The sequence below is a fragment of the Arthrobacter sp. TWP1-1 genome (assembly GCF_049897845.1).
In the GTDB taxonomy this organism is placed as follows: domain Bacteria; phylum Actinomycetota; class Actinomycetes; order Actinomycetales; family Micrococcaceae; genus Specibacter.
Genome location: NZ_JAFCXC010000001.1, coordinates 435289 through 455301, shown reverse-complemented (window position 1 = coordinate 455301; position 20013 = coordinate 435289). Strand labels below are relative to the sequence as shown.

Genomic DNA, 20013 nt, shown 5'->3' with positions numbered 1-20013 from the left:
CCCAGAGGGTGGCCGGCGATGAAAAGCCGTGCCACCCTCGGTTGGCTAGTGGTTCTAGCCGTCGCTGCTGCTGCCCTGATCGGTGGCGGCATCTGGGTAGTCAACACAGTCAAGGGCACGTTTGCCCCTGGACTATCGCTTGGTTGTACTGCCACAGTCGCAGATGCCGAATATTCACTGGCATTGGACCAGAGTGAGAACGCCGCGCTCATCTCCACAATCGCCATACAGCGGGGTATGCCTGCACGTGCCGCCACCATTGCACTGGCCACGGGCCTGCAGGAGTCCAAGCTTCGCAATATCGATTACGGTGATCTGGATTCCGTGGGGCTCTTCCAACAACGCCCGTCCCAAGACTGGGGCACAGTGGAAGAAATCATGGATCCGGTGTACTCAACCAACGCGTTTTACGACGTCCTGGCCGAGGTACCAAACTACGTGGACCTGCCCATCAACGACGCAGCCCAGATCGTCCAGCGCTCCGGGTTCCCGCACGCCTATGCCCAGCATGAATCACTTTCCCGCGCCTTCGCCTCGGCCATGACCGGACAGTCTCCAGAGGGCTTGAATTGCACCCTCGCACCGGCAACAACTGCCAGCACCCCCGATCTCGTCATAGCGGGAGCGCAGACCGCAATCGGCCAACTAACTACAACAACCGCAACGACGTCCGCTGCGGAGGCTGGCACAACAGTCCATCTTGAGGTCACTGACGCCTACGGCTGGATGCTGGCTCACTGGGCTCTTGCCAACGCCAATCAGTACGGCATTACCGAAGTCGGCTACGACGGCAAGGTCTGGAACAGGAACGCCAATGTGGATGGTCACAACGTGGGTTGGCAGGCAAGCGAGGCAACAACCGGCGGCCAGGTTTCCATCCTGCTGCCCGCAGCACCTGCCGCGGGCTGAGTCTTAGACCAACATTTCAACGACCGGCTGGACAAAGCTGCGAAAGGCCTCTTGGTCGGCTAGCAGGTGTGAACTCATGATGAGGCGGTCAGGTTCAATGAACCAGGCACGCTGTTCCGCCAAGGGAACCTCCACAATGGTCAGCGTGAAATCCCTGGCGTTGCGACCCAATTCCATCTCTCGGTTTTGCACCAGATCCGCGAGAATCTTGTGCCCGCCCAGCGTTTCCCGCTCAGCCGTCATGATGGAATACAGCTGCGCTTGTTCCCGGGACCAGCTCAACGCAGCGCCATAGTGTGCGTGAGCCACCCTTTGGAGCGCAGGCATCCCGGCCAATTCCGGAAATTCAGGAGGCGTGAGGTCGTACGGGCCGTCGGGGAGGCTGCGCAGCAACCGGGCCCACCAGACTTCCCATTGATCGCGCAGGGCATCTTTTCCTCCGACTCCGGAGGTGAGCATGGAATGATCTGCCGCCCTGATCGACGGCACAACGTTCGACAGTGCCGGGGTACCGGCGCCAACGAGCCCGGCTACGTCGCGTAAATACAGTGCCATCAGCATGGGCGTGCACGTGTCCATGGTGATCCGCCAGCCTGGGCCACCGGTATGATGCATAGTTTCTGCCTCCAGCCTGCTGCACTGTGAGCGCAGCAATCCCTGAAGACAAGATTACTCCGAAGCCAGACCTCCGGCACTCCCCCCTCTTCAGGTGCCCCCACTCTCCAGACGCCCCATCACTTTCGGGGGTTTAAACCGTTTCGCTCCCTCACTCTGTGCATACGACTGAGGGAGCGAAACGGTTTAAACCCCGTAAGGTGGTGCGGCGTTTGAATTAGGCGGGGGCCAGGAGGGATTCCAGGTGGCGGCGGAGCGTTGCTCGGCCCTGTTCAGGAGCAGCCCAGGCTGGCTGAAGGACCAGGCGAAGGCTCAATCCGTCCAACAGGCCAATGAGCCGTTCGGCCTCATCCACGGGAACCAGCGACTCGGCTGCCAGCGGGCTTTCCATAAGTTGGAGCAGGACTCGGCCAACAACGGCTCCGGTGGCGCGATAATCATCCTGCGCGGCCTCTTGGAGGCCGGTGTTGGTCCTGGCGTCGAGCATGAATTCCATGTGCACCACGGCGTCTGCCCGGCGTGCGATATCCAGAGGCAGCAGTTCCTCTAGAACCGCTCCGCACTTATCCAGCAGTCCGCTACGGTCCTCGGGAAGCGGGTCCTGCTCCAACGCCTCCAGGGATTCCAGCGCACGCAGGTGGATCCGCTCGGAATTTACCCGAAAGGCAAATTCCATGAGCTCGGCCTGGTTGTCGAAGTAGTGCCGCACCGAGCCCAGCGCCAGGCCCGCCTCCTTGGCCACATTACGTAGCGAGGCTTGTGTCAGCCCATGCTCGGCAATGACTTCATAAACAGCATTGGCAACCAGCTCGCGGCGGTCGTCGGCATCAACAATTTTAGGCACACATCTTTTTTAGCACAGATGTTTCATGATTCTTCAATCAGCGCCGCGACAGGACGGAAGGACCCGTTCAGTTGCCGGCGGCGCGGTTCTTCTTCTTGTCCAGGTGCATCAACACCAGCAGAGCCAGCATGATGACCAGGGCGGCGATAAAGAACGGCAGGAAAACGCTCTTGCCAACCAGCACCATGATGCCCAGAACCAGCACAACAATCGGGAAGGCCATGGAGAAGGTGTGCAGCAGAAGTGTCGACATTTTCATATTTTTTACTTTCATCCCAGGTTACGCAAAAGAAAAGCGGCGGGTGACTCTTCCAAGGAAAAGTCTCCCGCCGCCGTCGTGCCTAAAAAATTAACGCGAGGGGTACATGCGTTCCGGTTCGCCTGTGTACAGCTGACGCGGACGGCCGATCTTGGTGGCCGGGTCCTTCATCATTTCGCGCCACTGGGCAATCCAGCCCGGCAGGCGGCCGATCGCGAACAGAACCGTGAACATCTTCTCGGGGAAGCCCATGGCCTTGTAGATCAGGCCGGTGTAGAAGTCCACGTTCGGGTACAGGCGGCGGGAGATGAAGTATTCATCCGTCAGCGCGACCTCTTCCAGACGCATGGCGATGTCAAGGAGCTCGTCGTTGCCGCCGAGCTTCTGCAGGATCTCGTGAGCCGTTGCCTTAACAATGGTGGCGCGCGGATCGTAGTTCTTGTAGACGCGGTGTCCGAAGCCCATGAGCTTCACGCCGTCTTCCTTGTTCTTGACGCGCTCGACGAACTTCTCGACAGGCTCGCCGCTCTCCTGGATCTGGCGGAGCATGTTCAACACTGCCTCGTTGGCGCCACCGTGCAGCGGGCCGAAAAGTGCGTTGATGCCAGCGGAAACGGAGGCGAACAGGTTGGCGTTGGCGCTGCCAACAAGGCGGACCGTTGACGTGGAGCAGTTCTGCTCGTGGTCTGCGTGCAGGATCAGGAGCAGGTCAAGAGCCTTGACAACTACCGGGTCCATTTCGTAGGGCTCGGCCGGCAGGCCGAAGCTCAGGCGCAGGTAGTTCTCCACAAGGTTCATGGAGTTGTCCGGGTACAGCATGGGCTGACCAATGGACTTCTTGTACGCGTAGGCGGCGATGACGGGCATCTTGGCCATCAGGCGGATGGTTGCCATCTCAACCTGCTCGTCGTCGAACGGGTCCAAGGAGTCCTGGTAGAACGTGGACAGCGCCGAAACGGCAGAGGACAACACCGGCATGGGGTGCGCGTCGCGCGGGAAGCCGCTGAAGAAGCCCTTGAGGTCTTCGTGCAGCATGGTGTGACGGCGGATGCGCTGATCGAAGGCTTCCAGTTCTGCCGGCGTGGGCAGGTTCCCGTAGATCAACAGGAAGGAAACTTCGAGGAAGTTGGAGTGCTCAGCCAGCTCTTCGATGGGGTATCCGCGGTAGCGCAGGATACCCTTGTCACCGTCGATGAAGGTGATGGCCGAGGATGTTGCCGCGGTGTTCACAAAGCCGGGGTCATAGGTGACAGCGCCAGTGGTGGCCAGAAGCTTGGACACGTCGAAGCCGGCGTTGCCTTCTACCGCTTCAATGCGCGGAAGTTCAAGTTCTCCGCCGTCGTAGCGCAGTGATGCGCTCGTGGAATCAGACATGGAGTCCCCTTCATGAGGTAGCCTTCGAAAGGCTTTGGTTGGTTCAATGCTTGTTTTCTATAAATCCACGGGCGCCCGCGCCCGTGGAGGTAATACCCAAGAAAAACACAGCACAAAAAGCGTCCGGTAGCCGAGACGGCTATCTACGAAACTACCGCTTAGTAGGCCCTCAACACTAATCCTGAGGGCGAAAAGTCGGCGGTTTCCGCCAAAACGCTATGATTTTGCGTTGAGTCGTTCCACTGCGGCACCGATGCGTTCGTCTGTTCCGGTCAGGGCGACACGGATAAAACCTGCACCAGCATCGCCGTAGAACGTGCCAGGACCGGCAACAATCCCCAGTTCAGCCAGGCGCCCAATGGTGACCCAGGTGTCCTCATCTGCGGTGCACCACAGGTACAGGCCGGCCTCGGAATGGTGAATGGTGAGACCGAATGACTCCAGCGCACCCACCAGTTGCTCGCGGCGTGCCCTGTAGAGGGCCTTCTGGGCGCTGACGTGGGCGTCATCCCCCAGCGCCACACGCATGGCTTCCTGCACCGGATAAGGCACAATCATGCCCGCGTGCTTGCGGCTGTTGACCAAGTTCGCCACGATGGCGCTGTCGCCGGCAACGAATGCTGCCCGGTAGCCCGCAACGTTGGACTGCTTACTCAGGGAATAGATGGCCAGCAAGTTCTCATGAGAGTCGCCGCAGACGCGCGGATCAAGCACGCTGGGAACCGCTTCCCCGCCACGTTCCGGATCCCACTCGCCCCAGCCAAGCTCCCCGTAGCATTCGTCGGAAGCGACGACGGCGCCAATCTCCCGTGCCGCAGCCACCAAAGCAGCCAGTTCCTCAACGCCACGCACAATCCCGGTGGGGTTGCCCGGCGAGTTAACCCACACCAGACGCACCTTGGCGCGAGTTTCGGCGTCGAGCTCGTCAAGGGAATCCGCCGCCACAGAGGTAGCACCGGCGAAGACCGCACCCATGTCATAGGTGGGGTAGGCCACGGTGGGCCGCACAATGACATCGCCGGCACCAAGGCCCAGCAGCAGCGGCAGCCAGGCCACCAATTCCTTCGAGCCAACCGTTGGCATGACATCGGCAGCATCGAGCCCCAGCACGTTGCGGCGCCGCGCGAACCAGTCCACAACCGCCTGGCGCAGGGCCAGCGTGCCGTGGGTGGTGGGATAGCCGGGAGCGTCAGCCGCGGCAACCAAAGCGTCCTGAATCAAGGCAGGGGTGGAATCCACGGGCGTGCCGATGGAAAGGTTCACCAACCCGTCAGGGTGTGCGGCGGCGATTGCGTGATAAGGCGCCAACGCGTCCCACGGGTAGTCGGGAAGCTGCAAGCCAAACGTGCGCGGTGCTGAGGTCATGGTGCTGGAATCAGTCCTGGTTCTGCGGCGGAAGGGCCGCGACGAACGGGTGATCGGTGTGCGTGTTGCCAACCTTGGCAGCACCACCCGGCGAGCCGAGAACGTCAAAGAACTCCACATTGGCCTTGTAGTATTCGGCCCACTCGTCCGGAGTGTCATCCTCGTAGTAGATGGCCTCTACCGGGCATACGGGTTCACAGGCACCACAGTCAACGCATTCGTCGGGGTGGATGTAGAGCGAGCGTTCACCCTCGTAGATACAGTCAACAGGGCACTCCTCAACGCATGCCTTGTCCTTGACATCCACGCACGGCTGCGCAATTACGTACGTCACGAACCCCAACCTTCCTTCAAAGTCTCATTCCGGCACAAATCGTCACCGGCGCTCCCATTATCCCCCACCGCCACCGCCCCGCGCACGTTGGCGAGACTTAGTATGAAGTGGTGAACAGTGCACTTGACCGACTCGCCGAACTTCCCCTAGGCACCCGCATGGTTGTCCGCTACCGGATTGACGGCGGTCTGACCGACGCCCTCGGCGATCTTACGGCCCGCGACAGCCACGGCTGCACCATCACCACCCGCCTGGGTCCGGTCACCATAATGTACGACGACGTCCAGCTGGCCAAGCCTGTTCCCCCGCCTCCCGCGCGGCGCGAGCGACGCCTGCAGCCCTAATTCGGGCCGCATGGTGGGCCGTGCAGCTGCCCCTCTCCCAACGCTCAGTCACATCCGGGGCGTTCGTCCCAGAGGGACCCCTACGTCTGCAGGAGCGTTGGTGAAAAACACCCCACAACTGCAGGAGGGTTGAGTGTGAGAGGCGAGCTACTTTTTGGGCAGGAGCAGACGCCACACAATTAGGGCCACCAGCGGCGTGATGAAGGCGATGCCGTAAAGCCACACCCTGCCTTGGGTGTTGTCGAAGATCAGGCCGTAGGTGCCCAGCTGCAGGGACAGTAGGCCGGCGGTGGCGTAGGCAGCGGCCCCGCACCACACCGAAATCCAGGAACTTTTACTCCACAGGCCAACAAACATGCTCACGGCGGCCAATAGCAGCAGGGCCAGCGCCGAACCATAAGGAATGGCGCTTTCTGCCCCGCCCGGGTACCACGCGTGCCCGTGCAGCGACGTGCCTAACAATCCTGCGCCAACGCCCGCGCCTACGGCGGCTGCCAGCACGGCCCAGCGTTTCGGTGTGGAGGTCCTGCGTTCAGTCTGGGACCTTGTCATGGTGTCCCATAAACAGTCTGGGGGTCCAGGGTCACAAACTCTTCTACGGCCGAGATGTCCTTCCAGACATCATCGGAGAGTGCATAGCGCGCCCCGTCCACCGTAATTTGCGTACGGTGGGCCCGCATGGCGGCTGTCTTGGCAGCCAGATCCCCTTCGATAGCCAGCCGCGGTACGCCTTCCTCCAGGGGACGGTCCGGCCGGTCACTGACGATCGTGTAAAGTTGCGGAACAACCCAGGCATCGGCGGCTTCAGGCCCGACTCCTTCAGGCCCGGCGGCTTGCCGCAGGGCAGCCAGGGTGAGTTCATGGGCCCGCACGTGATCGGGGTGACCGTAACCGCCGTCGGCCGCGTACGTCACTACGACGGCGGGACGCAGGGCACGGATGGCTGCGGCCAACAACGCCGCCGTTTCCGACAGTGGGGCCCGGGAGAATGAGCCGGGCAGAATCGTGGAGGCGGCCATGGCTCGGCCATCGGGCCCCCACTGCATGCCCGAGTCGCGGAAGACAACGGGGCCGCCAGCCGGTGCGGTCAGGTCCTGGCCCAGCCAGATGTGCCGGTCCACGCCGAGTGCGCGCAGGGCGGCAGCCAGCTCCCGTTCCCGTTCCAACGCCAGCCCAGCTCCAAGCTCGGAAGCGCCAGAAGCGTCGGCAACGAGGTCGGAGGATTTCACTTCAAGGTGCGCCAACTCCGGCGGGATGACCTCGCCAAGCTCGCCTCGAGTGCACGTAACCAGAACAACGTTGGCTCCAGCTGACGCCGAAGCTGCCATGGTAGCGCCAGTGACGATGGTTTCATCGTCTGGGTGGGCGTGCACAAAAAGCACGGTGGCATCCGGTCCGGTTCCGGGCAGCAAAGCAGGTATTTCCATGAAGTCCAATCTACCGCCAGAGACAGCAAAGGCCGGTTCGCCCTGAAGTTTCCTTCGAGGCGAACCGGCCTATGCTGTGCAGATCGTGCAGATGCCTTAGGCCAGGAGCGTTGCTCCCGGGATGGCATTGAGCAGATCCTGGGTGTATTTCTGCGTGGGGTTCGCGAAAATCTCATCGGTGGTACCCGACTCAACAACGCGACCCTTCTGCATGACGCACACGGTGTCCGCGATCTGGCGAACAACGGCGAGGTCATGAGTGATGAAAAGGTATGTCAGGCCCAGGTCTTCTTGAAGTTCAGCCAACAGGTTCAGAACCTGCGCCTGCACCAGAACGTCCAGAGCCGAGACGGCCTCATCACAAATGATCAGATCCGGGTTCAGTGCCAAGGCACGCGCAATGGCGATACGCTGGCGCTGGCCACCGGAGAGCTCGTTCGGGTAGCGGTGCATGGTGGCCGCAGGCATGGAGACCTGGTCCAACAATTCGCGCACCTTCTTCTCACGGGACTTGGCATCGCCGATCTTGTGGATCTTCAACGGTTCTTCAATGGTTCGGAAGATGTTGAACATCGGATCCAGGGAACCGTAAGGGTCCTGGAAGATGGGCTGTACCCGGCGGCGGAAGTCAAAGAGCGCCTTCCCCTTGAGGGTGTTAACTTCCACACCATCGAAGAGGATGCTTCCCTCGGTGGGCGCCAACAGGCTCAACGCCATCTGTGCCACCGTCGACTTGCCCGAGCCGGACTCGCCCACAACTGCCGTGGTGGTACCACGGGGCACGTTGATGGAAACGTCATCCACTGCCTTGAAGTTGGCGGCCTTGCCCAGGGCGCCACGGATCTTGAAGACCTTGCTCAGGTTCTTGATCTGCAGGATGTGATCATCGGCGTTGGCAGCAACAGGCTTGGGTACCAAAACAGGTGCCGTCTCGGTGACCTCCGTTGAGGCCACCTGGGACTTGGCAGACTGCAAGCGGCGTGAAGCCAACGACGGCGCCGAGTTCACCAGACGCTGCGTGTACGGGTGCTGCGGGTTGCGCAGGATCTCCAGTGCGGGACCCGATTCAACCACCTGCCCCTTGTACATGACAACAACCTTTTCGGCACGCTCAGCAGCAAGGCCAAGATCGTGCGTAATGAGCAGCACGGCCGTGCCCAGCTCGGTCGTCATGGTGTCCAGGTGGTCCAGAATCTGACGCTGGACGGTGACGTCCAACGCAGACGTGGGCTCATCGGCGATCAACAGGCGCGGCCGGCAGGCCAGGCCGATGGCGATCAACGCACGCTGGCGCATACCACCGGAGAACTCGTGCGGATACTGCTTGGCACGGGCTGCGGCATCAGGCAAACCTGCTTCAGCCAGCACCTCCGCCACGCGTTCCTTGGAGTTTGATCCGGCCAGGCCGTTGGCCTTGAGCGTTTCCTTCACCTGGAAACCGATCTTCCAGACCGGGTTCAGGTTGGACATGGGATCCTGGGGAACCATGCCGATCGAGTTGCCTCGCAGCTCAATGATGCGCTTTTCGCTGACGTTGGTGATGTCCTCGCCATCAAAAATGATCTGGCCGCCGCTGACCCGACCATTGGACGGGAGCAGGCCAATCGCGGCGAGAGCAGTGGTTGATTTACCGGAGCCAGATTCGCCAACGATGGCAACCGTCTCGCCGGGCATGATGGTCAGGTGCGCATTGCGCACCGCGTTGACCGGCCCGTTGGCGGTGTCGAAGGTGATGGCCAGATCGCGGATTTCCAACAACGGAGTATCGGCGTCACGTGTAGCGGCGGCTTTCATGGAGGAATTTCTTTCATTGACTGACATGTCCGTCACCGCTTCCTTGCTTTGGGATCCAGCGCATCACGCAGTGCATCACCGAGCATGATGAAGCTCAGCACAGTGATGGAGAGCGCCACAGCGGGCCAGAGCAGCACTGCCGGGTTATTACGTACCTGAGGTTGCGCATCGGAGATGTCGTTGCCCCATGACATGACAGATTGCGGCAGACCAAGTCCAAGGAAGGACAGGGTTGCCTCGGCGACAATGAAGGTACCCAGGGAAATGCTTGCCACAACGATGACAGGCGCCATCGAGTTGGGGATGACGTGCTTGACCAGAGCCCGGAATGAAGACAAACCCAGGGCCTTGGAGGCCGTGACGAAGTCTGCATTGCGGTTCTCAATGACGGCACCACGGGTGATGCGCGCAATCTGCGGCCAACCAAACGCCACGAGGGTCACAATGACTGTCCAGACGCTGCGGTTGTCGCGGAATGCGGGCAACTGCATGATGATGATGGCACCAAGGATCAGGGGCAGAGCGAAGAAGATATCGCCCAAGCGGGCCAGAATCGCATCGAGCCAGCCACCGTAGTAGCCGGCGAGTGCACCCATGATGCCACCCAAGACAACAACGCCGATGGTGGTGAAGATGCCAACCATGAGGGATGCGCGTGTGCCGTAGATGACGCGTGCGTAGACGTCACAGCCTTGCAGGGTGAAGCCCAGCGGATGGCCCGCACGGGCCCCCTCACCAGAATCATCCAAGGTGCAACTGGTGGGTTCAACGTTGGCAAACAACTGCGGGAACGCAGCCACCACAACGACGAGGACGATCAACAACGCCGAGATGATGAACAAGGGCTGCTTGCGCAGGTTCTTCCAGGCATCGGCCCAGAGGCTCAACGGTGCCGCTGTTACATCGACCTTGTCGACGGCTGCCAGCGGTGTCTCTTCCAGAGGTGCCACATAGTGCTCGATGACACGCGTGGAGACTTTTCCCTGACGGGCAGCCGGGGTCGCCGGCTTGGTCAGGTCATTTTCGGGTGTGAAGTTCTCAGACATAGCGAATCCTTGGGTCGAGCCACGCGTACAACAAGTCCACAACGAGGTTGGCTACCACGAAGACAATGACCAAGATGCTGACGACGGCCACAACGGTGGCGCTCTCGCCCTTAAGAATGGCCTTGTAGAGCAGATTGCCCACACCGGGAACGTTGAAAATTCCCTCCGTGACGATGGCGCCACCCATCAGGGCCCCCAAGTCGGCACCGAGGAAAGTGATCACGGGGATCAATGAGTTGCGCAGAATGTGCACCACCACTACGCGGCGTCGGCTCAGGCCCTTTGCCGTTGCGGTGCGCACATAGTCGGCGTTCATGTTCTCGGCGATGGAGGTGCGGGTAAGTCGAATGACGTACGCCAGCGAGACCAGGCCAAGGACAATGGCGGGCAGTAGAAGTTCATTCCAGGGCGCTCCACCGCTGACGGTGGGGCGGGCCCATCCGAGCTTCACGCCAACAACAAGCTGGAGGACGAAGCCCAGAACGAATGTGGGGACGGCGATGACAATCAAGGACGCAACCAGAACGGTGCTGTCAAAGAGTTTGCCTTTGCGCAGGCCGGCAATGACTCCGAAGAAGACGCCAAAGATGGCTTCAATGGCCAAGGCCATGATGGCTAGGCGGGCCGTTACAGGGTAGGCCCGGGCAATAACTGCCGAGACTTCCTGGCCTGAGAAAGTTTGGCCGAGGTTCAAGGTGACCAAGTTTTTCAGGTACAAACCGTACTGGACCCAGAAAGGCTGATCTAGGTTGTACTGGGCCCTGAGCGCGGCTTCGACGGCGGGGGCCATCGGCTTGCCACCTGAAAGGGCGGAAATGGGGTCTCCAGGAGTGGCGAAGACCAAAAAATAAACCAACAGCGTTGCCCCGAAAAATACGGGAATCAGCTGCAGGAAGCGGCGAAAAGCGAACATCAACATTGCGGTGTCCCCTTTCGCCAGGCTTCCGATCGCAATGCGTTCATGAAATTACCTGTTCAATAGTTGTCGGTACTGGCAGCTGACGGGATCCACCGCAGATGTCCGTACGGAATATAGCAAAAAAACTTGTGTAAACCGCGAAAAAGAGGGAACCCGGCTCGTAGGCCGAGTTCCCCCTATAAATCCACGGCAGTAAGAAAAACTACTTACTTAGCGGTAATTTCACTGTAAATCGGGACGCCGTTCCAACCAAACTTCACGTTGGTGACGTTGTTGCTCCAGACACCCTGGACTGCCTGGTACCACAGGGGTACAACCGGCAGGTCCTTGAGCAGGATTTCCTGAGCTTCGTTGAAGATCTTGTTGCCTTCTTCAACGCTGGTTGCTGCCAGGCCGGACTTCAGCTTGGCATCGAACTCGGGGCTGGAGTAGTCGCCGTCGTTGGAACCTGCGCCGGTGCCGTACAGCGGGCCCAGGAAGTTGTACAGCGACGGGTAGTCAGCCTGCCAGCCGGCGCGTGATGCACCGGTGAGCTTCTTGGAGTTGACCAGTGCGCGCATCTCCTTGAAGGTGGCGATCGGGTTCAGCTCGGCCTTGATCCCCAGGGTGGTGGAGATCTGGTTGGCCATGGCCGTGATGTATTCCTTGTTGCCGGCACCATCAATGTTGGAGGAGATGGTGAGGGTCTTGCCGGCAGGCCACGGGCTGATGGCTTCAGCCTTGGCCCAGAGTTCCTTTGCCTTTTCGGCATTGAACTTCAGGACATCGGAGCCGGGCAGGGCTGCTTCGTAACCATCAATGACCGGTGACGTGAATTCTGTGGCGACCTTCTTGTTGCCGAAGAAGATCTTGTCGATGATCTGCTGGCGATCGATGGACATCGAGATCGCCTGGCGACGCAGTGTGCCAGCCTCACCCTTGAACTCTTCCATGTAGCTCGGGAGAGTCATGGTGGCGTTACCGGCGTAAGCCTGGTTGATGTTGCGACCTTCGAAGTCGGTGGCGAAGTTCTGCAGGTTGCTCGGCGGCACCTGATCCAGAACATCCAAGTTGTCCGACTGAACATCCGTGTAAGCGGCATCGAAGGAGGCGTACAGCGTGAAGGTCACGCCACCGTTCTGTGCCTTGCTCGGGCCTTCGTACTTCGCGTTCGGAACCAGTTCGATGGAAACATCGTGCTTCCAGCCATCGGCTGCGATCGTGTACGGGCCGTTACCGATGGGGTTCTGGCCGAATGCCTTCGGGTCAGCGAAAGCCGCCTCGGGCAGCGGGAAGAACGCCGTGTAGCCAAGGCGCAACGGGAAGTCGGACTCGGCCTGGGCCAGTTCCACGGTGAAGGTGGTGTCATCGACAACCTTCAGACCTTCCATGGTGTCAACAGTGGCGCCTTCTGCGGAAACCGCAGCGTAGCCCTTGATGGACTCGAAGAAGTAGGAGTTCTTCTGTGCATTCTTAGCGGCCGCACCGAAGTTCCACGCGTCAACGAAGCTCTTAGCCGTGACGGGGGTGCCATCGCTGAAGGTCTTACCGGCCTTCAGCTTGATGGTGTAGTTGACGGAGTCGCTTGATTCGATAGAATCGGCAACCTCGTTGACGGGCTTGCCGTCTGCGTCGTAGCTGACCAAGCCGCTGAAGATGAGGTCCATGACGCGACCGCCACCAACTTCGTTGGTGTCCGCGGGCAGCAGGCCGTTTTCGGGCTCGGTGCCATTAGCGGTGATGACCTTGGTTGTGTCGCCGGTTGCGGTGGTTTCTCCACCAGTACCGCCACCACACGCCGACAGGGACAAGGCAACAACTGCAGCCAGACCCAATGCTTTGGAAGTGCGTGAGAAACGCATTCCGCCTCCTTGTTTATGATATGGACGCGAGCAAAACCCCAGATTTCCCGGCTCCTTGTTGGGCGGGCAGTGTTTCAACTCATACTCAATGAGCGTATCCGCAATATGTTACCTGCAAGTAAACAAGGCCACATTCTGGCAGGATCTTTATCGAGATGAGACCTAAACCACAATTCTTGTCCCGGTTTGCCCTGGCTCAAACGACAAAAAACCCGCCCCAGCATGTGCTGGGACGGGCTTTTGTGGAACGTATTAGTTCTTGGCGCGTGAGCGGTACTGCTTGGCGCGGTCTCCGGCGTTCAAGATCAACTTACGGATACGCACGGCCTCCGGGGTCACCTCAACGCACTCGTCTTCGCGAGCGAATTCGAGGGACTCTTCCAAGGTGAGGTTGCGCGGCGGGGTCATGTTCTCGAAGGTGTCCGAGGAAGCTGCACGCATGTTGGTGAGCTGCTTTTCCCTGGTGATGTTCACGTCCATGTCATCGGCGCGTGAGTTCTCGCCAACGATCATGCCCTCGTAAACCTCGGAGGTGGGCTGCACGAAGAAGTTCATGCGTTCCTGAAGCTTGATCATCGCAAACGGGGTGACAACGCCAGAGCGGTCAGCAACGATGGAACCGTTGGTGCGGTACTCGATGGGACCGGCCCACGGCTCGTAGCCTTCGGCCAGCGAGGCTGCGATACCGGCACCGCGGGTGTCGGTGAGGAAGCGGGTACGGAAACCGATCAGGCCACGGGCCGGAACAACGAATTCCATGCGGCACCAGCCGGTGCCATGGTTGGCCATGTTGGTCATACGGCCCTTGCGTGCGGCCATCAGCTGAGTCACGGAGCCCAAGTATTCCTCGGGTACGTCGATGGTCATGTGTTCCATCGGCTCGTGAACCTTGCCGTCAACCAGCTTGGTAACAACCTGCGGCTTGCCAACGGTCAGCTCGAAGCCTTCGCGACGCATCTGCTCAACGAGGATAGACAGAGCCAATTCGCCACGGCCCTGAACTTCCCAAGCGTCGGGACGCTCGGTGGGGAGAACGTTCAAGGAAACGTTACCAACGAGTTCCTTGTCCAGGCGATCCTTGACCTGGCGTGCGGTGACCTTGTGGCCCTTGATGCGGCCGGCGATCGGGGAGGTGTTGATACCGATGGTCATGGAGATGGCCGGCGGGTCAACCGTGATCAGCGGCAACGGCTGCGGGTTTTCCAAGTCGGTCAGGGTCTCACCAATGGTGATGTCCTCGATACCGGCAACAGCAACAATTTCACCGGGGCCAGCGGACTCGGCCGGAACACGGGTCAGTGCCTTCGTGGCGAGCAGTTCGGTGATCTTGACAGGCTTGACGGTGCCATCGGCACGGCACCAGGCAACGGTCTGACCCTTGGTCAGGGTGCCGTTGAAGATACGCAGCAGAGCCAAACGGCCCAGGAACGGTGAAGCATCCAGGTTGGTGACGTGCGCCTGCAGGACACCATCCGGGTTGTAGGTGGGGGCCGGGATGTGGTCGATGATGACCTTGAACAGCGGCTCAAGATCTTCGTTGTCCGGGGCGGCACCGTTATCGGGCTGCGTCAAAGAAGCGCGGCCCAATCGGCCGGATGCGTAAACAACCGGAACGTTCAAAACGGCGTCGAGGTCCAGGTCCGGAACTTCGTCGGCCATATCGGAGGCGAGGCCCAGGAGCAGGTCCATGGACTCGGCAACAACCTCGTCGATGCGAGCATCGGGACGGTCGGTCTTGTTGACCAAAAGGATTACGGGGAGCTTTGCAGCCAGTGCCTTACGCAGCACGAAGCGGGTCTGCGGCAGCGGGCCTTCAGAAGCGTCTACGAGCAGAACAACGCCGTCAACCATGGACAGGCCGCGCTCAACTTCGCCACCGAAGTCAGCGTGACCCGGGGTGTCAATAACGTTGATGGTCATGGCGACACCGTTAGCCGAAGGACCGTTGTAAGCAACGGTGGTGTTCTTAGCCAAGATGGTGATGCCCTTTTCGCGCTCCAAGTCACCGGAGTCCATAACGCGCTCGGTAACATCGCCGTGAGCAGCGAATGCGTGCGTCTGCTGAAGCATGGCATCGACCAGTGTGGTCTTTCCATGGTCAACGTGCGCCACAATGGCGACGTTGCGCAGGTCGTTGCGCGAGGCAGTATTGAGGGAAAGATCGCTCATACGTTAAGACTCATTTCAGTTGGGCCCGGCTGCAGGCCCGGTAGGGCTAAAGCAGAAAGTCACATTGATGATTGGCCGTGAAGAATCGGCAGATAACACCATTCTAGTCGCACAGACAAATACGGCCTAGCCACTTTAGCTCATGATTCCCCATTTTTTTGCCATCCAAGGCGTACCTTGGACACCCAGTCCGGCCACGGCAGCGGTTTTCCGCCCAAAAGGTACGACGGCGCCAGCTAGGTTTTCGTGATGAAAGTCACCTGACGTCGTCGTGCTTCAGGAACACGCGGGCGCGAGGTGACGGGACAGCACCGAGGGGGCTGTGGATAACTTCAAGCAGTAACGGCGGAGGGCTGGAAGAATTGCTTCATGGGAATCAGATACTTTGCACGCCCAGTGCCGCCCGGCCTGGTCGCCATTGCGCAGATCAATCCGGGTGCCTTTCTGCACGATGCGCATTTTTGGCGGGTCTGGGAGTCCTCGCGGCGACACCCCGAAACTTTGTTTCTGGACAAGGCGTGGAGAGATATGCAGGACCTCTTCGACCCAAACGGGCAAGACCCTCCACGGCCAGCCTATGAATTGGTCCGAGGTCAAATACAGTGTTTTGGCATGGATATCCACCCCTTTGACCGTGTCCTTGATCCCGCGCAAGTTGCCTTGATTGCGAGCGATCTAGCGCAGGCGGACATACGCAAGCTCTATCAAGATTGCCTGCCGCAGCACTCCCCCGATTGGGCTGCAATCATGGACGGACGCCGCGACAGCGTTGAATATTATGTGGCAGATGCAGCGTATTTCACCGCCGAGTTAGCGGCCAGGCGCATGGGTCTGATCTATTCCATCGGATAAACGGCTAAGTGGCTGGTCTCGCTATCCTCCTACTTGACGTAGGCCCACTGCGCAACGCTTTGCCACGGGCCGATGGCCAGCGGCGAGTATGTCACTCCTGTGGCGTGCGGGCCACTGGCACTCAGGGCTGTGCGTTGGAAGAGCGGCAATCCGTAGCCGGCCTCCATGACGAGCTGATCGATCTGCATCTTCAGGGCGTTCTGCTTGGCCGCGTCCGGGTTGAGAGCCAGCTGCTCCGTGAGCTGGTCCACCACGGTGTTGGAGAAGTTGTTCAGGTTAGATATCCCGCCGGTCTTGAACACCTGCGGCACCTGGGCCGAGCCTGTGGGATTACTTGTCCACCCGTACAGCGCAACATCAAAGGCACCACCCTTGAGCGCGGAAAGCCACTGATCGGCACTCTTGCCGGCATCTGTGACAACAAAACCGGCCTTCGTTGCGGCGGCGGCAATCAAGGAGTATTCCAAGGCCCGCTCAGGATCGCTCGAGTTGTAGAGGATGCGCACGGTGGGCTTGGCGCCGTCGAGCAGTTCCTTGGCCTTGTCAGGCGACGGAGTTGCGGTGGCCTCCACGGCTGGAGCCGAGAAGCTGGCCACGCCGTTGCTCCGTGCCGATTCCTTGTAGGGAATTTGTGAAGGGCGGAAAACGAAGGAATTCAGGACCTCTGCCTTGGGATCAAGTGGCTTGGCCACCTGATCCACAATCTCTTGGCGAGGCACGGTATGGAGGAAAGCCGCGCGTAGATCCGGATCGGCGAGGACACCCTTGAAGTTGAGCACCACCTGATCGAAGCCCAGGCCTTGGCCTTGCTGCAGAGCAACACCGGTCTCGTGCAATGCGGTGAGCTTCGTGAGGCGCTCCGGCGTCACAGCTGGTGAGATCACGTCCGCTGTTTGCGCTTCCAGCGCCGCGATCTGCTGGTCAGGATCGTTCTCATAATGAACCGTGAGGGTATCCAGTTTTGGAGCAGCACCCCATGCGTAATCGGCATTGCGGGTCAGGACCAGTTCTTTGTCCGCCGTGATGTCCTTGACCAGGTAGGGGCCGTTGGACAGGGCCAAAGTTGGATCGGGCATGCTCTTGGTGTCGAAGCCGGTGTTCCAGAAATCTGCAACCTTGCGCAGCGTTGGGTTGACCGCGACGGGTTTGGCCGGATCACCCTTGCCAACACTTTTCAACAGTGCGGTGAGCGCCTTGGCGTCCTTGAGCCCGGCCCGAACTGCCACAATGTGGGCCGGAATGCTGACGGTGGAGCCAAGTGCCGTCTCCCAGTCGGAGAACGCCGTGGTGTAGGTCAGCGTGAGGGACGCACCATCGTCGCTCACCACGGGAAGCGCCGTGTGCTCGAGTCCTGAGTTATCCCCTGCCGTATGGAAATAGGCCGTACCGGTTTTGACGGCAAAGTTCGCATCCAGAGTTGCATCATTGAAATAGCCCGAGGCTGCCGCCCATTCAAGGAGCAGGTCGTCGGCCGTCACCGGGGCACCGTCTGACCATTGAACACCGCTATTGATGGTGTATTTGATGGTCAGCGGATCATCCTTGACCTTCTCATACTTGCCAAACTGCTCATTCTTGACGATGTTCAAGGCGCTGTCTACGGAGTTGAACCCCGAATGCGTGGCCGAGTCAATGCGCGTATTGGTCACGGTATTGCCGGTGACGCTTGTTGGGTTAAACGAGGTGAAGGCTGCGCCCTCCAAAACGGTGAGGTTTCCGCCGTCGACCGCTGTGGCAGACGCGGTAGTTTCAGTGGGGGTCGGTGGCGTGGGTGTGCATGCCGCCAGGGCCAACGCCACTACCGCGGCCGCAGCCAGTACTTTGGAAATGCGTCCGGGCCGCATTCCACCTCCAGGTTCTTCGCTTCAATATGGTCCGTCCGGGAATTCGTTGGCAAGCGCCAGTCCCGGGAATAAGCCTGCTTGTTAGATTACCGCAGCAGTTTGAGCGTGCGCTGTGGACTGGTGCCCGGCGTCGAACATTAATATCCGGTGGTGCCGTCAACACACTCGCGCAGCAGGTCCAGGTGCCCCAAGTGGCGGGCGTATTCCTCGATCATATGCGTGTACACCCAGCGCAGATTCAGCTCCTGTCCGCGCCGGAGCCCGGGCAACGGCGCGTCCAGATCGGTGACCGCCGCCGCCAACTCTCTGGCGTGCACGAGCTCTTCCCCATAAGCGGCAACGTCTGCAAGGGCGCCGTCTTCGGTGTATCCGGTGAAGTCCGCGTCGGGATCTACCGCCTTATACCGGGCAGCCTGGGTGCTGCCGGCCACCACATTTGAAAACCAATACCGTTCGACGTCGGACAGGTGCCGGACAATCCCCACCACCGTCAGCTTCGAGGGCGGCACTGCCGGCCGGCAAAGCTGCTCCGGCGTGAGTCCGCCAACCTTGATGGGCAAGGTGATCCGGTAAAACTCCAGCCATGCCTCCAGCGACTCCCGCTCCCCCGCCATGAACGGCGGGCCAGTGCGGGCGTCAGGCACTTCAGGGGTGCGGTCGTTGATGAGGTCCATGGCACTACCATTCCACAAGTACTCATCGCCATGACAGTGCTGCCGTCTTGGTGTGTTGCACGCTATCGAGTCTCTAGTTCTGGCCTTGGGCCCCTACTGTGTGGCAGCCCTTGGGAGTAAAATATGCCCATGAATGAGCCGCATTCCATCGCTGTCATCGTCGCTCATCCCGACGATGATGCCTATGGGTGCGCCGGATCAATCGCCCTGCATGAGCACGATCCCGGGTTCCGCTTTGTTTTGGTATTGGCCACCGATGGGGCCGCCGGCCAGATTTCCGCCGGGATTCCGGCCACCCCCGAAACACTTGGCGCCTACCGCCGGGTGGAGAGCGCCAATGCATGGCGCGCGCACGGAACGATTCCGGTGCGCCACGAATGGCTCGGCTACGACGACGGGCGGTTGCCGCAGGTGGGATTCGAGGAATTGGTGCAGCGCGTGTTGGAAATCCTACTGACCGAGCGGCCCCAGGTGGTTGCCACCTTTGGGCCGGATGGGATCACCGGGCACCGCGACCACATCATGATTGGCCGCGCCACCGACGAGGCGTTTGAGCGTGCCCGGCACACACCCGGACCGGGCCTGCGCCGGCTGGTCCACGGGGCACTGCGCGCTTCCACCTTTGAACGCTGGAATGTGGCACGCCAACAGGCTGGGCTGCCGGGGTGGAACCCCACCATGGAATACCATCTCCGTCCTGTCCCCGACGAGCAAATCGGCATTGAGGTCGATACCTCAGCGGTAAGTTCACGCATTGTTGCCGGACTGATGGAGCACCGCAGCCAGCGTGATGTCCTGATCGATCCGGGCTCAAGTGTGGACCACTGGGAACGTGTGGTCTCCCGTGAGCCATCGGTCCTGGTGTGGCCGCCGCGCGCCGCCGGGCAGCCACTACTCCGTGATCTCTTTGAGGGACTCTGAGCTCCCGATTCAACCCGGCCTCTAGCGGCAAGCGATGCCAAGACGGCAGAATGGCGGCATGACATTTCGCATCGAAAACATCTCCATTGATTCCACGTCCCCGTTTGAGACCGCGCAGTTCTGGGCAGAGGCGCTGGGCTGGAGGATTGCCGAAGACGGCGACGACGATGAAATTGCCGTGCAGCCAGCCCCCGGCAGCCCGGAATTCGGGGTGCTCCCAGACATCTTGTTCCTGCGAGTCCCGGAGACCAAGGCTGTCAAAAACCGCTTACATCTTGATCTGCGCCCAGCGGACCAAGTCGCCGAGATCGCTCGTCTGGAATCTCTGGGCGCCACCCGGGTTGATATCGGCCAGGGCAGCGACGTCACATGGGTGGTCATGGCAGACCCGGAAGGCAACGAGTTCTGTATCTTGCGGTCATTGACCGAGGCTGAAAAGGCCGCCCTGTAGCCACTAACACTGAGATCCTAGGCACGGATTC

At 60.2% G+C, this 20013-nt stretch carries 20 protein-coding genes; 5 read left to right on the top strand and 15 right to left on the bottom strand.

Going from position 1 to position 20013, the window contains the following annotated elements; all coding sequences use genetic code 11:
- Positions 1-18 precede the first annotated feature (18 nt).
- Positions 19-909: a hypothetical protein gene (locus tag ACP7B9_RS02170; protein WP_425860328.1), complete on the top strand. Its 891-nt coding sequence runs from the start codon at positions 19-21 to the stop codon at positions 907-909.
- A 3-nt stretch (positions 910-912) separates the two neighbouring features.
- Here ACP7B9_RS02170 and ACP7B9_RS02165 read toward each other — a convergent pair whose 3' ends face one another.
- The 6 genes from ACP7B9_RS02165 to fdxA form a co-directional block, all read right to left on the bottom strand.
- A complete protein-coding gene (locus ACP7B9_RS02165; RefSeq protein WP_425860326.1) occupies positions 913-1524 on the bottom strand; it encodes a hypothetical protein in 612 nt (203 codons plus the stop codon).
- Positions 1525-1741: 217 nt separating this feature from the next.
- The gene (locus ACP7B9_RS02160) at positions 1742-2368 is read right to left on the bottom strand and encodes a TetR/AcrR family transcriptional regulator (protein ID WP_425860324.1); all 627 of its coding nucleotides are present in this window, start codon (positions 2366-2368) and stop codon (positions 1742-1744) included.
- Positions 2369-2435: 67 nt separating this feature from the next.
- A complete protein-coding gene (locus ACP7B9_RS02155) occupies positions 2436-2621 on the bottom strand; it encodes a hypothetical protein (RefSeq protein WP_425860322.1) in 186 nt (61 codons plus the stop codon).
- A gap of 96 nt (positions 2622-2717) precedes the next feature.
- Entirely contained in the window at positions 2718-4001 is a 1284-nt protein-coding gene (locus ACP7B9_RS02150; protein WP_425860320.1) for a citrate synthase, read from the bottom strand.
- 216 nt (positions 4002-4217) lie between these two features.
- Entirely contained in the window at positions 4218-5366 is a 1149-nt protein-coding gene (gene dapC, locus ACP7B9_RS02145; RefSeq protein ID WP_425860318.1) for a succinyldiaminopimelate transaminase, read from the bottom strand.
- 10 nt (positions 5367-5376) lie between these two features.
- Complete coding sequence (fdxA, locus tag ACP7B9_RS02140) at positions 5377-5700, bottom strand: ferredoxin (RefSeq protein WP_044572552.1); 324 nt, start codon at positions 5698-5700, stop codon at positions 5377-5379.
- A gap of 110 nt (positions 5701-5810) precedes the next feature.
- On the opposite strand from fdxA, the gene ACP7B9_RS02135 reads away from it, so the two are divergent.
- Positions 5811-6044, top strand: a complete 234-nt coding sequence (locus tag ACP7B9_RS02135; RefSeq protein ID WP_425860316.1) for a hypothetical protein — start codon at positions 5811-5813, stop codon at positions 6042-6044.
- A 147-nt stretch (positions 6045-6191) separates the two neighbouring features.
- Here ACP7B9_RS02135 and ACP7B9_RS02130 read toward each other — a convergent pair whose 3' ends face one another.
- From ACP7B9_RS02130 to typA, 7 genes are all read right to left on the bottom strand, one after another.
- A complete protein-coding gene (locus ACP7B9_RS02130; protein WP_425860314.1) occupies positions 6192-6596 on the bottom strand; it encodes a hypothetical protein in 405 nt (134 codons plus the stop codon).
- On the bottom strand, positions 6593-7471 hold the full coding sequence (locus ACP7B9_RS02125) for a PIG-L family deacetylase (protein WP_425860312.1): 879 nt from the start codon (positions 7469-7471) through the stop codon (positions 6593-6595). The genes ACP7B9_RS02130 and ACP7B9_RS02125 overlap by 4 nt, the downstream gene beginning before the upstream one ends.
- 96 nt (positions 7472-7567) lie before the next feature.
- Positions 7568-9292, bottom strand: coding sequence for an ABC transporter ATP-binding protein (locus ACP7B9_RS02120; RefSeq protein WP_425860310.1), 1725 nt, complete (start codon positions 9290-9292; stop codon positions 7568-7570).
- Between the two features lie 5 nt (positions 9293-9297).
- Positions 9298-10311: an ABC transporter permease gene (locus ACP7B9_RS02115; protein WP_425860308.1), complete on the bottom strand. Its 1014-nt coding sequence runs from the start codon at positions 10309-10311 to the stop codon at positions 9298-9300.
- The gene (locus tag ACP7B9_RS02110) at positions 10304-11230 is read right to left on the bottom strand and encodes an ABC transporter permease (protein ID WP_425860306.1); all 927 of its coding nucleotides are present in this window, start codon (positions 11228-11230) and stop codon (positions 10304-10306) included. The genes ACP7B9_RS02115 and ACP7B9_RS02110 overlap by 8 nt, the downstream gene beginning before the upstream one ends.
- A 206-nt stretch (positions 11231-11436) precedes the next feature.
- Positions 11437-13071, bottom strand: a complete 1635-nt coding sequence (locus ACP7B9_RS02105; RefSeq protein ID WP_425860305.1) for a peptide ABC transporter substrate-binding protein — start codon at positions 13069-13071, stop codon at positions 11437-11439.
- A gap of 252 nt (positions 13072-13323) precedes the next feature.
- Positions 13324-15240 carry a translational GTPase TypA gene (gene typA, locus ACP7B9_RS02100; protein WP_425860303.1) on the bottom strand — a complete coding sequence of 639 codons (1917 nt, stop codon included), beginning with the start codon at positions 15238-15240 and terminating at the stop codon, positions 13324-13326.
- A gap of 369 nt (positions 15241-15609) precedes the next feature.
- Between typA and ACP7B9_RS02095 the strand changes: the two genes are divergently transcribed.
- The gene (locus tag ACP7B9_RS02095) at positions 15610-16092 is read left to right on the top strand and encodes a hypothetical protein (RefSeq protein ID WP_425860301.1); all 483 of its coding nucleotides are present in this window, start codon (positions 15610-15612) and stop codon (positions 16090-16092) included.
- A gap of 29 nt (positions 16093-16121) precedes the next feature.
- Here ACP7B9_RS02095 and ACP7B9_RS02090 read toward each other — a convergent pair whose 3' ends face one another.
- Positions 16122-17936 carry an ABC transporter substrate-binding protein gene (locus tag ACP7B9_RS02090; RefSeq protein ID WP_425860299.1) on the bottom strand — a complete coding sequence of 605 codons (1815 nt, stop codon included), beginning with the start codon at positions 17934-17936 and terminating at the stop codon, positions 16122-16124.
- Between the two features lie 137 nt (positions 17937-18073).
- Positions 18074-18610: a DinB family protein gene (locus ACP7B9_RS02085; RefSeq protein ID WP_425860297.1), complete on the bottom strand. Its 537-nt coding sequence runs from the start codon at positions 18608-18610 to the stop codon at positions 18074-18076.
- Positions 18611-18739: 129 nt separating this feature from the next.
- Here ACP7B9_RS02085 and ACP7B9_RS02080 point away from each other — a divergent pair, with 129 nt between their 5' ends.
- Together ACP7B9_RS02080 and ACP7B9_RS02075 are read left to right on the top strand one after the other, a co-directional pair.
- Positions 18740-19531, top strand: a complete 792-nt coding sequence (locus ACP7B9_RS02080; RefSeq protein WP_425860295.1) for a PIG-L deacetylase family protein — start codon at positions 18740-18742, stop codon at positions 19529-19531.
- Positions 19532-19589: 58 nt separating this feature from the next.
- Complete coding sequence (locus ACP7B9_RS02075; protein WP_425860293.1) at positions 19590-19982, top strand: VOC family protein; 393 nt, start codon at positions 19590-19592, stop codon at positions 19980-19982.
- Positions 19983-20013: the final 31 nt, after the last annotated feature.